We start from the raw sequence: 15,233 nt of genomic DNA on the forward strand, positions 1-15,233 counted from the left end.
GCACATCTTCGCAAAGATTTCTCTGTAAGAGATTCGAACTCGGCCTAAGCTGGGAGTGTGACTCAGCGACCTCTTCCGCGCATCGCGATCGCCGGTATGGCCATCGAATCGAGCACGTTCTCCCCCCACCGCGCCGAAGCGCGCGACTTCCAGCGTTTCGAAGGCGACGACCTGGTGCAGCGATACACCTCGTTCCGCGACGGCACCCACCTCGATGCCGCCGAATGGCTGCCCGTCTACTACGCTCGCGCGATCCCCGGTGGAGCCGTGCTGCGCGAGGTCTACGACGAGATCAAGGCCCGCATTCTCGACGGACTGCGCACGCTCGTCGCCGAGGCTCCGCTCGACGGACTCTTCTTCGACATCCACGGTGCGATGAGCGTCGACGGCTTCGAAGACGCCGAAGGCGACCTCATCACGGCCATCCGTGAGGTGATCGGCGCCGACGCGATCGTCTCGGCCTCCATGGACCTGCACGGCAACGTCTCCGACCCTCTCGTCTCGCAGGTCGACATCATCACCTGCTATCGACTCGCGCCCCACGAAGACACGTGGGAGACCCGTGACCGTGCGATCAAGAACCTCATCGAGGCGTTGCAGCAGGGCACGAAGCCACGCAGGGCGCACGTCATGGTGCCAATATTGCTTCCGGGCGAGAAGACCTCGACCCGCGTCGAGCCGGCGAAGAGCCTCTACGCCCGCATCGACGAGGTCGAGCAGCGGCCGGGTATCATCGACGCCGCGATCTGGATCGGCTACGCCTGGGCCGATGAGCCGCGTTGCCACGGCGTCGTCGTGGTGACCGGCACCGATGATGGGGCGATCGCGACGGGAGCCGAAGAACTGGGGCAGGCCTTCTGGAACGTGCGCGACGACTTCGAGTTCGTCGGCCCTCCGGGAACCCTCGCCGAGGGGGTAGACGCGGGGCTCGCCGCGGTCGACACTCCCTACTTCATCAGCGACTCGGGCGACAACCCGGGCGCCGGAGGCACGGGCGACGTGACCTGGACGCTCGCCCAGCTACTGCAGGACGAGCGCCTCACCACCGAGGGTGCGCCCACCGTGCTGGTCGGCTCAATCTTCGACAAGGGAGCGCTCGCCGAACTGCGCCGGCGCACCGTCGGAGAGACGGTCACCGTCACCGCCGGCGCCCGTGTCGACCACGGCCCGCACGGCCCGGTTGAGATCACAGGCGTGCTCCACAGCCTGCACGAGGGAGACGTCGACGCAGGAGGGATTGCCGTGATCCGCGTCGGCGGCCTGTACGCGATCATCACCGAGTTCCGCAAGGCGTACCACGAGATCGCCGACTTCACCTCGATCGGACTCGACCCTGCAACCGCGCAGATCGTCGTCACCAAGATCGGCTACCTCGAACCGACCCTCTACGACGCACAGCACGGATGGACGCTGGCGCTAACGCCCGGTGGCGTAGACCAGGATCTGCAGCGGCTCGGGCATCACCGCATCCAGCGACCAATGTTCCCCTTCGACAGCTTCGACGGCGATCCGGAGCTCTCCGCACGTCTCTTCGGCTGATCACGCACCCGAGCTCGCGATCGTCCCCGCGTCTGGAGGGACAGTCGCGAGCTCTGCCGCGAGCGTGCTGTGGTGCGTGAATCCACGGAGACGCTGCACGCAGTATTCACTTCATTCGAAATCATAAAAAGTTAGTTACTCAACCGTAACTAGGTAAACATTGCAAGCAGACTTTCTTCGTGAATAATTGAAACTGCGTCGAGAAAACTACGAACCAATGCTCGTCTCGACCGTGTAAACAAGGAGGTTTAATGCGCAAGTCAGCGATGCGACGGCTCGTAGCTCCCCTGAGCTTCATGGCAGCGGCGGCTCTCGTCGTGACCGGATGCGCGGCATCCGGCGGCGAAGGCACCGGCAGTGCCGACGCCAAGGACTCGGTCAGCTACGCCCTGCCGGCAGGCACGGGACCCAACTGGATCCTGCCGATCTCGAGCCCCGACACGATGGCCACGCACAACAGCGCGATCAAGGCCACCATGTGGCCGCGTCTGTTCGAGTACAACGGCACAAGCGGAAAGATGGAGTGGGACCAGAAGGCCTCCGCCGCGAAGTCCTACAAGTTCAGTGACGACAACCTGTCGGTCACCATCACGCTCAACGACCTCAACTGGTCGGACGGAGAACCCGTCACCTCGCGCGACGTCGAGTTCTGGTACAACCTCGTGCGTTTCAACGCTGAGAAGACCGGAGGCTACTCGGCCGGCCGCATCCCCGACAACATCACGGCCTTCGAGATCGTCGACGACAAGAACTTCACGCTGACCTTCGACAAGGTTTACAACGAGGAGTTCCTGCTCGCCAACCAGCTCAGCCTCGTCTACCCCATGCCACAGCACGCGTGGGACAAGACCAGCGCAGACGGCGAGATCGGTGACTTCGACCGCGACAGCGCGACGGCCGTCGAGGTCTTCGACTACCTCTTCGCCGAGGCGAAGGACATGAAGACCTACGCCACGAACGAGCTGTGGAAGACCGTCTCGGGACCATACACGGTCAAGAGCTGGTCGGACTCGGGTGAGGTCGTGCTCACCGCGAACAAGGAGTACACCGGCGAGGACAAGCCCTCGATCGCCGAGGTCACCTTCCTTCCCTTCACCTCGGCGGACGCGGAGATGAACGCCGTGCGCTCGGGTGAGGTCGACTACGGCTACGTCACCAGTGCGCAACTCACCAATGAGCAGCAGTTCACCGACCTCGGCTACAAGGTCGAGCCGTGGGCCGGCTGGTCGATCACCTACATGCCCTACAACTTCGCCAACCCGGACAAGGGCGCGTTCTACAAGCAGCTTTATGTGCGTCAGGCACTGCAGCACGCCGTCGACCAGGAGACCATCTCCGAGGTCGTCTGGCACGGCGCTGCGACTCCCGACTATGGCCCCGTGCCGCAGACCCAGGACTCGGCCTACCTCTCGGACGAGCAGAAGAACAACCCCTACCCCTTTGATCAGGAGAAGGCAGAAGAGCTGTTCTCGAACCACGGATGGACGAAGAACTCCGACGGCATCTTCGAGTGCACCACGCCCGGTGTCGGCGACGCAGCGTGCGGCGACGGCATCGCCGCGGGTACGAAGGCTGAGATCGTCGTCACCACGCAGAACGGCTCGCAGGAAACCGACAACATGATGGCAGAGATCCAGTCGTCGCTCGCCAAGGTGGGCGTCGCGATGACAATCGACGCCAAGCCGCTGGACTCGGTGCTCACCGAGGCGCAGTCGTGCAAGGCTGAGGGCTCGACCACCTGCTCGTGGGAGCTCGTTTTCTTCGGCACGGCCGGCTCGTGGTACTTCCCCGCCTACCCGACGGGTGAGCGGGTCTTCGCCAAGGACACCAAGTGGAACGCCGGTCAGTACGACAACCCCGAGGCCGAAGAGCTCATCAACCAGATGACCGCTTCCACCGACTCGGAGATCGCTCAGAAGTACTCGGCTCTACTGGCCACCGACCTGCCCGTGATGTGGATGCCCAACCCGGTGTACCAGGTCTCGGTCATCAAGGACGGCCTGGACATCGCGCACCAGGACCCGGGTGCGTCGTTCTTCCCGCAGCGCTGGTCCTGGACCAAGTGAGCTGAACACCTCCGCGACGACGAAGTAAAAGCAAAGGCACAACCATGGCGCAAGCAGCGCGAAGTACGACACGGACGACGAGCAATCGCTTCGGGATCTGGAAGTTCCTGGCCCGGAGAATCGTCCAAGGCGTCATCGTCATCCTGATCGTGACGCTGATCGTCTTCGCGCTGCTGCACCTGGCCATGCCGCAGGGCCCGGCACTGGGCATCCTGGGCATGCAGGCCACGCAGGAGCAGATCGACGCCTTCAACAAGGCGAATGGCTATGACCTGCCTCTCTGGCAGCAGTACCTTAACTTCGTCGCGCAACTCGCTGTCGGCGACCTGGGCGATTCGTTCACGCTGAATCGCCCGGTCGCCGATGCGATCGGCCAACGTCTGCCTAAGACATTGGTGCTGGCGCTCATCTCGATGCTGGTGGCTCTGCTCATCGCCATCCCGATGGGCATCTACCAGGCCATGCGCCGCGGCAAGATCGGCGACTACATCTTCACAACATGGAACTTCATCATCTACTCAACGCCGTCGTTCTTCCTCGGCCTCGTGTTGGTGATCATCTTCTCGCAGTGGCTGCGGTGGGCTCCGGCTCTCGCACCCCAGGGCGACACGGTCGCCGATGTGCTGTCGAAGCCGGCGGGGCTCATCCTTCCGATCGCAACGGCCGCCCTCGGGATCATCGCGACGATCTCGCGCTATATGCGTTCGGCGACGATCGACAACCTCTCGGAGGACTACGTCCGCACGGCACGCGCGAAAGGAACGCCGATGTCGGTGGTCATCCGCCGCCACGTGGTGCGCAACTCACTGACGCCCGTCGTCGCGATGCTCGGCTACTACCTCCCCGTAATGTTCGGCGGCATGATCGTCGTCGAATCGCTCTTCAACTACCCCGGAATGGGGCTGCTCTTCTGGACGAGCGCCCAGACCGGCGACTACCCCGTTCTGCTCGGCTGCGTGATGGTCATCGCTATCGCCACGGTCGTCGGCTCACTGCTGGCCGACCTCACGCAGGCGCTGCTGAACCCCCGCACCCGAGGTGAGCTGTCATGACGACCACCACAATGATCCTCGCCGGCTCCCCGTCCGGCTCTCCGTTCCTCCGCGGAATGCGTCGGTTCCGGCAGAACAAGCTCGCGATGTTCGGGCTCGTCGTCCTGGCGCTGTTCCTGCTCTTCTGCTTCGTCGGCCCGCTCGTGCACCCGACCGATCAGGTGCACACCGACCTGAGAAACACGATGCTTCCTCCCGGCACTGCCGGGCACCCGCTCGGCACGGACGACGTCGGATACGACGTGCTCGGTCGCCTCATGATCGGCGGGCAGATCTCGATCCTGATCGGTCTCGCCGCCGGTGTGCTGGCGACCGTAATCGGCACACTCTGGGGCGCCGTCGCCGGCTACGTCGGCGGTGCGATGGATGCCGTGATGATGCGTGTCGTCGACGCCGGTATCGCGATTCCCGCGACATTCTTGCTGCTGATCCTCTCGGCGATCATGAAGCCATCGGTGCCGCTGATGATCATCGTGATTGGTCTGGTCTCGTGGCTGGTTCCGGCGCGTCTGGTGCGCGCCGAGTCGATCTCACTGAAGTCGCGCGAGTATGTTCTGGCGCTGCGAGCGATGGGCGGCACGCACGGACGCGCCGTGCTGAAGCACATCGTGCCGAACACGGTGGGAACGATCGTCGTGAACGCGACGTTCCAGGTCGCCGATGCGATCCTCCTCGTCGCCTACGTCTCGTTCCTCGGTATGGGACTGCAGAAGCCCGCGACCGACTGGGGCGCCATGCTCACAAGCGGCATGCAGTACACCTACGCGGGCGCCTGGTGGCTGATCTTCCCCGCCGGCATCTGCATCGTGCTGGTCGTCGTCGCGTTCAACGCAATTGGTGACGGCCTACGCGACTTCTTCGACGTGAAGGGACGCGACCGTTGAGCGCGAACGCACCTCTGCTGAGTATCCGTGACCTGAGCGTCACCTTCCGCACCGACAGCGGTCCGGTCGAAGCGGTCAAGGGCATCAACCTCGAGATCAACGCTGGCGAGGTCCTGGCGCTTGTCGGCGAGTCAGGGTCGGGCAAGTCGGTGACCGCGATGTCGATCCTCCAACTGCTGCCCTCGACAGCGACCCGCACAGGATCCATCGTGATGGACGGTCGCGAGCTCACCGCACTGACCGAGGCGCAGATGAACGGCGTGCGCGGGCAGGAGATCTCGATGATCTTCCAGGAGCCGATGACGGCACTGAACCCCTCGATGCGCATCGGCGATCAGATCGCCGAGGCTCTGCTCAACCACGGCAAGGCGACGAAGTCCGAAGCCCGCAAGCAGGCCGTCGAACTGCTGCGCCGGGTGGGCATTCCCGAGCCGGAGCGTCGCGCGGTCGGCTATGCGCATGAGATGTCTGGTGGCCAGCGACAGCGCGTCGTGATCGCGATCGCTCTGGCCTGCGAGCCGAAGCTCATCATCGCCGACGAGCCGACGACGGCCCTCGATGTCACCGTGCAGGCCGAGATCCTCGATCTGATCCGTGATCTGGCAACCGAGCGGGGGACGGCATTTCTGCTCGTCACCCACAACATGGGCGTCGTGGCCGATATCGCCGATCGGGTGGCCGTCATGTACCGCGGTGACATGGTCGAGGTCGGAACGACCGCGCGCGTGCTGCAGCAGCCCGAGGCCGACTACACCAAGCACCTGCTCTCCGCTGTGCCGCGGTTGCCCGAGACCGGCACCGTCGAACTCACTGAGCCCGCGTCTGCCCCGGAGGTGACGCCGGTGCTGTCGCTGCGTGAAGCGAGCGTGACCTACCGCAAGGCAGGTCAGATCTTCACTGCCCTCGATGCAGTGTCGATCGATATCGCGCCGGGCGAGATTCTCGGGCTCGTCGGCGAATCAGGATCAGGCAAGTCGACGCTCGGAAAGGTCGCACTGGGCCTCGCGCCGATGTCGGGCGGCGAGCTACACCTGTTCGGAAAGAAGGTCGGCCGCGGCGGTGCTCGCGGCCGCGACGAGCGTCGTCTGCGCGGTCGCGTGGGAGCTGTGTTCCAGGATCCGGGTTCGAGCCTCGACCCGCGCACCACGATCGCTGAGGCCATCGCCGAACCGCTCATCGTGCAGCGGGCGACCCATCCGATCTCGAGCCGCGACCGGACGGCACGGGTGAGCGAGCTGCTCGAGGCCGTCGAGCTTCCCGCAGCCTACGCGACCCGCTATCCGCACGAGCTATCCGGTGGTCAGCGTCAGCGCATCGGCCTCGCGCGGGCCATCGCGCTGGAGCCGGAGCTGATCATCGCCGACGAGCCAACAAGCGCACTCGATGTCTCGGTGCAAGCGGCCGTGCTCAAGGTGCTGCGCGAACTGCAGCAGCGCATGCACTTCGCCTGCCTATTCATCAGCCATGACCTCGCTGTCGTGCATGAGTTCTCCGACCGCGTGGCCGTCATGTACGCCGGGCAGATCGTCGAGCTCGGTCGCACCGACAACGTCCTGCTGCATCCGGAACACCCCTACAGTCGACGCCTGCTGGCATCCGTTCCGGTGCCCGACCCGGCCGTGCAGTCCGAACGCCGCCTCGCGCGCCTTGCAACTAGGAGCGTGGGGTGATCGCAGTGCCCGCGATGACTGCTGCCGTTGTGCTCGGCCTCGATGTCGGAGGCTCGAGCGTGAAGTATCGGCTTGCCTCCGCAGACGATTCGGATCGGATGCCAAATGCGCTCGCCGAAGGCAGTGTAACGACGCCGGCTGACGACCCCGTCCAGGGCCTTGCCGCGATCGCCCGGCAGGTAACAGGCGAGAACCGACTTGTCGCCGTCACGGTTGCGGTCCCAGGACTGGTCGACGAGACCTCCGGCACTGTCCGGCGCTCGGCGAATCTGCCCGCGCTCGACGGCCTTCCCCTCGGGCCGGACCTTGCGGCCCGACTGGGAGTTCCGGTCTCGGTCATCAATGACGGGCGCGCGGCTGCAGTCGCCGAGGCCCGATGGGGAGCAGGTGCGGGTGCCAACGACGTGTTCACGCTCGCGCTCGGTACCGGCATCGCAGGATCGCACATCGTCGCAGGATGCGTCGTCGATGGCGCGCACGGCGTCGCCGGTGAGCTCGGGCACATCGTGGTCGAGCCGGACGGAATGGCCTGCAGATGCGGGCAGAAGGGCTGCCTGGAGACGGTGGTAGGGGCGCCGGCTCTGCGGCGCGCCTGGCACGCAGCAGGTGGCAGCGGGTCACCCAAGCACCTCCTGGCGGCGTACGAGACGGGTGACGAGCGCGCCCAGGAGGTTGTCGAGCGCGGCGCGGGCGCGCTGGCAGACGCGATCGTCACGCTGCTTGCACTGGTCGATCCGGGCGTCATCGTGATCGGCGGCGGGCTGGCGAGCGCCCCACATCGCATCGTGGAGCGCACCACCGCTCTGGTGGCCGAGCGAGCGACGTTCCACCACGTTCCGCGGATACTCCCGGCACGTCTCGGCAAGTGGGCGGGTGCTGTGGGAACGGCGGCAGAGGCGCGGGCGCTCAGTCGTCGCGTCCCGGCGTGAGCGCACCGCGACGCTATTGCCCGGGGCCGCTCAGCGGACGCTCGCGATGAGCTCTTCCACGCGACCGCCGAACTCTACGCGGATGGGACGCATCGGCTTGACGCCCAAATCAGGTCGACGCCTAAAGATCTCGTTGCGCGGTAGCGCCGCATCAAGCACATCCGCCGAGCCGCGGACGCTCGGCGGTGCTCTCATTCGGGTCGTTCGGGTCCCACTTGGTGTTGCCACAGATCGCGCGCACGAGGCCGGACACGGACGCAGTCATACCGATAGCAGGCTGAGATCAGAAGTGTAGGTCCGCTGATTCTCTCTCGCTGTCCGCTCTCCGAAGACTGGGCACCCGCGCACCACCTCATAGATAGGCTGTGGCCATGACGAGCCAGCTCCCGCCGCCAGGGTGGTACCCGACTCCCTCCGGTGAGATGCAGTGGTGGGACGGCTCTGCCTGGTCAGAGCCGTCACCACAGCCGACGACTCACACTGCGGGGCCCGCCACAGCGCGCACAGGGTCCGCAACGGCGGCGTTGATCGTCGGCATCGGCGCATTTCTGATTGGCTGGCTCCCGATTATCGGCGCGATCATCGGCGTCATCGGGGTCGCGCTTGGCGCAAGCGCCCTCCTGAAACGCCAGCCCAAGGGGCGTGCGGTCACCGGCATCGTGCTGTCCGCTCTCGCGACCGTGTTCTCGATCGTCGTGACCATCGCTGTCGGGCTCACCCCTCCGGCCGAGGTCGCACCGTCGAGCTCCTCGTCGCCGGCTGCCGAAGAGCCGTCCGACGACGAGCCAGAAGACGCCAGTAGCGAGGAGATCGAGCCGGCGACACCCGCTGAGCCTGCAGAGCCCCCGACGAAGAGCACCGACACGACGATGACCGACCTGGGCTGGTCGATCTACGAGAGCGGCAACATCTACTTCCGGTTCGCCGACAAGAGCAGCTACACCTGCGGATACACTCGCTGCTCCTATGACGAGGTCATGACGATCAGCGGCTGCCCGAACATGCTCTACGTCGAAGCCAGCCTCTTGCAGGGCGACACCGTCGTCGGAATGACCAACGACGCCCTCGGCCAAGTGCGTCCCGAAGAGAGCGCGTTGGCACACCTACAGGACTTCAACGACAGCGCGGATACCTTCAGGCTCTCGGAGATCGCCTGCTACTGACACGGAGACGAGAAGCGCCCAGCACCCCACCCATCGACACAGCCGATGTCCCCGGCATCGATACACTCGCATCCATGTGCACATCGGACGAGCCGAAGGCTGTCGGCGCGATCATCGGCGAGCGAGTGCGCGCGCGCCGCGAGCTCGATGCACGCACGGCGGCTACGGCAACCACTGCTTCCGGCACGAACGACACGAAGAGAGATGCACGATGACGCTCGCACCCGCGAACCCTGACCACCTCACGCAGCGCGATCTGGAGCAGGCTCTCTGGGGCGCCGCCAACGCGCTGCGCGGTCCGGTCGACCCCGGCGACTTCAAGGCCTACGTGTTCCCCGTGCTGTTCTACAAGTGGATCAGCGACGTCTACGACTTCCGCCACGATGAGGCCGTCGACGATCTCGGCGACGACTGGTCGCAAGAGCAGGAAGACGAGGAGTACCAGACCTTCGTCATCCCGGACGGCGCGCATTGGGATGAGACCTTCGAAGTCACGAAGAACTCCGGTCATGCTCTGAATAACGCACTCGTCGCCATCCAGGAGGCCAACCCCGGCAAGCTCGCCGGCGTCTTCGGCGATGTGAACTGGGCCAACCAAGAGAGACTTCCGCAGGCAGCGCTGCGCGCGCTGATGCAGGTGTTCGACAAGCTCACGCTCGATCCCGCGCACGTCTCCGGCGACATGCTGGGGTCTGCGTACGAGTACCTGCTGCGGGAGTTCGCGGAGGCCTCGGGCAAGAAGGCCGGCGAGTTCTTCACACCCCGCCACGTGGTGCACCTGCTGGTGAAGATCCTCGACCCCCAGCCCGGTGATTCTGTGTGTGACCCGGCCTGTGGCTCGGCGGGCATGCTCGTCGAGACGGTCGAGGCCGTGAAGCTTGCCGGCGGGAACCCGCGGTCGCTGTTCCTCTACGGCCAGGAGCAGAACCTCACCACCGCCGGGATCGCGCGGATGAACCTCTACCTGCACGGTGTGGAGGACTTCGAGATCAAGCGTGGCGACACCTTCCGGGAGCCGAAGCTGCTCGACGAAGCAGGGCGCCTGCGGAAGTTCAACGTCGTCATCGCCAACCCGCCGTTCTCGCTGAACAACTGGCCGGCTGACACCTGGGCGAAAGATCCGCACAAGCGCGCTCTGGGCGGCATTGTCCCGCCGGCGAAGAACGGGGACTGGGCGTGGATCCAGCACATGATCTCCACGATGGACGACCGCGATGGCAGAGTGGGCGTCGTCATGCCGCACGGCGTGCTCTTCCGCGGCGGCCGCGAGGCGGAGATGCGCCAGTGGGCCGTGGACAACGACAAGCTCGAAGCAGTCATCGGCCTGCCGAACAACCTCTTCTACTCGACCTCGATCCCCGTCAGCCTGCTGATCTTCCGGTCCGAGAAGACTGCTGAGCGCAAAGACCACGTGCTGTTCATCGACGCCCGCGCCAGGTTCAAGGCCGGCAAGAACCAGAACACCCTCAGCGAAGACGATGTCGAAGTCATCGACGCGGCCTACAAGCAGGGCTCTGACATCGACGGCGAGGGCGGACTCGCCCTGTCGCTGGTGCCGCGCGAGAAGATCCAGGAGTTCGGCTACGACCTCAACATCGGCCGGTACATCCAGGGCGAGACGAAGGCGGAAGCTGACGTGGATGCTGCGCTGGCAGCTCTGCGCGAAGCACAGGAAGCCATGGCCGCGGCGCGCACGGCGCTGGACCTGCGGCTTCGGGAAGCAGGCTTCGATGCGTGAGGGGTGGCGCGAGGTTCGGCTGAAGGATGTGGCGACGCAGAACGTCAAGCCGTTCACGGTTGATCCTGACACGACCTACGTGAACCTCGGAGTTCAGTGGTATGCCGGTGGCACATTCGCACGGGAGCCGAAGCTCGGATCGGAGATGAAAGCCGCACGACTCTTCGAGGTTCGTCCGGGACAGTTCATCTACAACCGGATGTTCGTCACCGAGGGGTCCTTCGCCCTTGTAGCCCAGGAGCATAGCGGCGGCGTAGTCTCGAACGAGTTCCCCGTGTTCGATCTCGACGAGTCGACCGTGCTGCCGAGCTACCTGCTCCTTCACTTCCAGCAGCCGTCGGTGTGGCGCGACATCGCCGATCAGGCGACCGGCACTACAAAGAGCCGGCGCCGGTGGAAGGAAGGCCAGTTTCTCGAGTATTCGATCACCCTCCCACCCCTCGCCGAGCAGCGCCGGATCGTGGACCTGATCGCGGCCGTCGATGATGCGATCGCGGCGGCGGAGGGTGAGGCTGGTTCTGCTGCGAAACTTCTCAACGCAGTGCTTGATGCCGCAGACGATGCGGCCGACATCTCCATCGGCTCGGTGGCGACAATCTCATCCGGCGCATCTTGGGCAAAGGTCGATGTCCGGCCGCCTGACGACGGAGGGGATCCTGTCCTCACCATCACCAACACAAAGCCCGACGGCACTGTAGCCGGAGACCCCACCTATGTGGCCGGTCTCAGCGCGAAGACAGGCAGACTCACACCCTCCTCCATCGTCGCAATCCGCACCAACGGGAACCATGACAGGATCGGCAACGTCTATCGGGTGCCCGACGAGTATCTTGGCGCAGCAGTGTCCGCATTTCAGCTCATCTTGGAGCCCCTCATTCCAGAGGACTGCGCCTACCTCTACTGGATGATGCGACGGCCAGGTTTTCAGTCCGAAGTCACGAGGGCTGCCTCCGGCTCAACTGGGCTGGGTAACATCGCGGCCTCCAAGCTGCGCGCGATGGCCATCCCGTGGCCAAAGGAGACCAACGACCGCACCGAGCAAGTCGCAACTTACGAAGCGCTCGTGTCGAACCAAAACACCGCCCGCACCCACGCAGAATCCCTCCGCACCCTCCGCAGCAACCTGCTCACGGTGCTGCTCTCCGGTGAGCATGAGATCCCTGCGACCTATGACGATCTGCTGAGCAACGAGGACGTGATCACAGCAGCATGACTGGCTACACCGAGAAGAACACCGTCCAGGCGGGGCTCATCAAGCTGCTCGTCGCCCAGGGCTGGTCGCACGTCGAGGGCAAAGACCTCCCGCGCACGACGCAGCAGGTCTTCATCGAGAGTGACCTCCGGCACGCGATCGAGCGTCTGAACCCGACGCTCGTCGGCCGCACCGCTGCTGTGCTGGCGAAGGTCCGGCAGGTCGCCTTGTCTGCGGCCGCTGAGGGTCTGATGGCCGCGAACGAAGAGTTCACGCAGCTGCTGCGCGGCAGCGGCACTGTGCTCATGCCGGACACCAACCACGACGAGCCGTTCCGACTGATCGACTTCGACCAACCAACAGAGAACACGCTCATCGTGTCGGACGAGGTGACCTACCAGGGCGCGCGGTTCGATCTGGTGCTGTGGGTCAACGGCATCCCCGTCGTCGTCGGCGAGACGAAGACCCCGGTGTCGCTGACCAAGAGCTGGAAGGACGGCGCGCGGGACATCTACACGTCCTACGAAGAGCACCAGCCGGCGTTCTTCTCCCCCAACCTGCTCTCCTTCGCCACCGAGGGCAAAGACTTCCGCTACGCCGGGGTACGCACGCCGCTGGACCACTGGCAGCGTTGGGGCTCGAGCACAGCGCCGGCGACCATCGAGGGGTGGGAGCGCGTGGAGATGAGCGCGGCCCGGCTCCTCGCGCCGGAGGTGATCGTGAACCTCATCGAGCACTACGCGATGTACGACCGCCAGTCAGGCGACGGCGCTGCCCGCACGATCAAGCTCCTGCCGCGCTACTTCCAGTACGAGTCGGTGGAGAAGATCGTCGCCCGGGCGACCAGCGAGGCGGGCTCCCGCGGCCTGATCTATCACACCCAGGGGTCGGGCAAGACGCTCACGATGAGCTGGGTGGCCACGCGGCTGTACTTCGATCCGCGGATGCAGAACCCGACGATCGTCGCGGTGGCAGACCGGACGCAGCTGGTCACGCAGACCTTCTCGCAGTTCGCCTCGGCAGGGGTGCCTGCACCGGTCAGGGCGAAGAGCACCGCGTCGCTGCAGCAGGCACTGAAGGACGGTCAGCGCGGCATCATCGCCACGACCGTCCACAAGTTCGCCTCGGCCGGCGTGCTCACCGAGCGCGAGAACGTGATCCTGCTGGTGGATGAGGCCCACCGGACGCAGGAGGGATCGCTCGGCACGGACATGCGCACAGCGCTGCCGAACGCGCACCGGTTCGGGTTCACCGGCACGCCCATCGCGGATCTGGACCGGAACACGTACCAGCTGTTCGGTGACGAGCGCGACCCGGACTGGGCGCTGGACAGGTATGACTCTGATCGGTCGATCGCCGACGGCACGACCGTCCCAATGAGAGTGATCCCACGGCCGGTGACCTTCGACGTCGCCAAGGAGGAGCTCGATCAGGCCTTCGATGCCCTGGCCGATGAGGAAGAACTCACCGACCAGCAGAAAGAGTCGTTCTCGAGGCGGGTCGCCAATGCCCGGGCGATCTTCCACAACCCCGAGCGCATCCAGAAGGTCGCCGCCGACATCGTCCGGCACTTCTACGCATCGATCGATCCGCACGGGATGAAGGCGCAGGTGGTTGTCGCCGACCAGGAGCTGTGCATCCTCTACGAGCAGGCGCTGACGCGCGAGCTCGCACAGCAGGGGTACGGCGACGAGGTCGCCGTCGTGATCTCGGCCACCGGCAAGAGCGAGTTCGAACCGTTCAAGCTCTCCGAGGGCGAGGAGGAAGCCCTGTTGGATCGGTTCCGGGACGTCAGCGATCCGCTGAAGTTCCTCATCGTCACCGCCAAGCTCGGCACGGGCTTCAACGCGCCCATCGAGGGAGTGCTGTATCTGGACAAGCCCATGAAGCTGCACACGCTGTTCCAGACGATCACCCGCACCAACCGGCCCTGGCGCAACCCTCAGAGCGGGTTCATCAAGCGCTTCGGCACGATCGTGGACTACGTCGGCCTCGGCGGGGCGTTCGCCCGTGCCATCGCCCCCAGCGACCCGGATCACGCGCAGCGCGAGATCGACACGGACACGCTGCTGAAGAACCTCGCCGCCGTCCTGAAGGAGATGCACCGCAGGTTCGTCGGCGTCACGCGCGAGGCGACGATGGACTCTCTGCAGCAGGCACTGGAGCGTGTCCCCGCCGACAGCGAAGACCGCGTGGAGTACCGGGCAGAGTTCCTCTACGCCCAGGGGCTGTGGGAGACGATCGCTCCCGACGAGCAGCTCTCGGCCTGGGAGGACGAGTACCGCTGGTACGCGCGCATCTACGCGGCGCTCCCGCGCAACGAGGACACGGACGATCTGCTGTGGGAGCGGCTGGCGCCGAAGACCCGCCAACTCGTCCACCAGCACATGCACGGCGTCCGCGTCGACGACAAGAAGCTCTCGGTCGTGATCGCTGACGCCGAGACGATCAAGAAAATGAGCGACGCAGGCCAGCTGCCGCCGGTGCCCACCGAGTACGAGGGCAAGTCCGCCGAGGAGATCGTGGACTCACTCACCGCGCGCATCAAGAAGAAGCTCGACGGCGGCGGCAGCAACATCGCCGCATACACGTCGATCGCCGAGCGGCTGGACCAGCTGCGTCAGCAGATGATCACCAACGCCGAGGACTCGCTGGCGTGGCTGACCAAGCTCTTCACCGTCGGCGCGGATCTGAAGACCGTCGAGGACGCCGACCAACAGGGTGTGCTCGCCGATCTGCCTGACCCCAACGTCGGGATGCTCACGCGGATCTTCGAGGAGCACAAGCCTGCCGGCATGACGGTGCTCGTCAGCGACGTCGCCCGCGAGGTCGACAAGCTCGTCAGCCGGGCCGTGCACCCGCAGTGGACATCGCAGGAGGGGTCGATGAAGGCTGTCAAGCGCGAGCTGAACGCCCTGTTCAAGAAGTACCAGCTGCCGCGCACCGGAGAGCCCATGGACTCTGCGTGGCGGTACATCCTGAAGCACTACTGAACGACGA

Annotated in this window: 11 protein-coding genes; all 11 read left to right on the forward strand. The window is 65.1% G+C overall.

Going from position 1 to position 15,233, the window contains the following annotated elements; genetic code table 11:
• The first annotated feature begins 96 nt into the window (after positions 1-96).
• The 11 genes from PTQ19_RS11865 to PTQ19_RS11915 all read left to right on the forward strand — a co-directional run bounded on the left by PTQ19_RS11865 (position 97) and on the right by PTQ19_RS11915 (position 15,226).
• The gene (locus PTQ19_RS11865; protein ID WP_425313211.1) at positions 97-1,539 is read left to right on the forward strand and encodes a M81 family metallopeptidase; all 1,443 of its coding nucleotides are present in this window, start codon (positions 97-99) and stop codon (positions 1,537-1,539) included.
• A gap of 251 nt (positions 1,540-1,790) precedes the next feature.
• Entirely contained in the window at positions 1,791-3,605 is a 1,815-nt protein-coding gene (locus tag PTQ19_RS11870; RefSeq protein WP_261393747.1) for a peptide ABC transporter substrate-binding protein, read from the forward strand.
• A 44-nt stretch (positions 3,606-3,649) separates the two neighbouring features.
• Entirely contained in the window at positions 3,650-4,657 is a 1,008-nt protein-coding gene (locus PTQ19_RS11875) for an ABC transporter permease (RefSeq protein WP_222445935.1), read from the forward strand.
• Positions 4,654-5,541 (forward strand): ABC transporter permease, encoded by an 888-nt coding sequence (locus PTQ19_RS11880; protein WP_274367487.1) that lies wholly within the window; start codon positions 4,654-4,656, stop codon positions 5,539-5,541. The genes PTQ19_RS11875 and PTQ19_RS11880 overlap by 4 nt, the downstream gene beginning before the upstream one ends.
• Positions 5,538-7,211 (forward strand): ABC transporter ATP-binding protein, encoded by a 1,674-nt coding sequence (locus tag PTQ19_RS11885; protein WP_222445933.1) that lies wholly within the window; start codon positions 5,538-5,540, stop codon positions 7,209-7,211. The genes PTQ19_RS11880 and PTQ19_RS11885 overlap by 4 nt, the downstream gene beginning before the upstream one ends.
• Entirely contained in the window at positions 7,208-8,140 is a 933-nt protein-coding gene (locus tag PTQ19_RS11890; protein WP_222445932.1) for an ROK family protein, read from the forward strand. Before PTQ19_RS11885 ends, PTQ19_RS11890 begins: the two co-directional genes overlap by 4 nt.
• 371 nt (positions 8,141-8,511) lie before the next feature.
• Positions 8,512-9,303, forward strand: a complete 792-nt coding sequence (locus PTQ19_RS11895) for a DUF2510 domain-containing protein (RefSeq protein ID WP_274367488.1) — start codon at positions 8,512-8,514, stop codon at positions 9,301-9,303.
• Positions 9,304-9,377: 74 nt separating this feature from the next.
• Positions 9,378-9,518: a hypothetical protein gene (locus PTQ19_RS11900; protein WP_274367489.1), complete on the forward strand. Its 141-nt coding sequence runs from the start codon at positions 9,378-9,380 to the stop codon at positions 9,516-9,518.
• Positions 9,515-11,041: a type I restriction-modification system subunit M gene (locus PTQ19_RS11905; RefSeq protein WP_274367490.1), complete on the forward strand. Its 1,527-nt coding sequence runs from the start codon at positions 9,515-9,517 to the stop codon at positions 11,039-11,041. Before PTQ19_RS11900 ends, PTQ19_RS11905 begins: the two co-directional genes overlap by 4 nt.
• The gene (locus tag PTQ19_RS11910) at positions 11,034-12,254 is read left to right on the forward strand and encodes a restriction endonuclease subunit S (RefSeq protein WP_274367491.1); all 1,221 of its coding nucleotides are present in this window, start codon (positions 11,034-11,036) and stop codon (positions 12,252-12,254) included. Before PTQ19_RS11905 ends, PTQ19_RS11910 begins: the two co-directional genes overlap by 8 nt.
• The gene (locus PTQ19_RS11915; RefSeq protein ID WP_274367492.1) at positions 12,251-15,226 is read left to right on the forward strand and encodes a type I restriction endonuclease subunit R; all 2,976 of its coding nucleotides are present in this window, start codon (positions 12,251-12,253) and stop codon (positions 15,224-15,226) included. Before PTQ19_RS11910 ends, PTQ19_RS11915 begins: the two co-directional genes overlap by 4 nt.
• Positions 15,227-15,233 lie beyond the last annotated feature (7 nt).

Source organism: Microbacterium esteraromaticum (assembly GCF_028747645.1).
Classification (GTDB): Bacteria; Actinomycetota; Actinomycetes; order Actinomycetales; family Microbacteriaceae; genus Microbacterium; species Microbacterium esteraromaticum_C.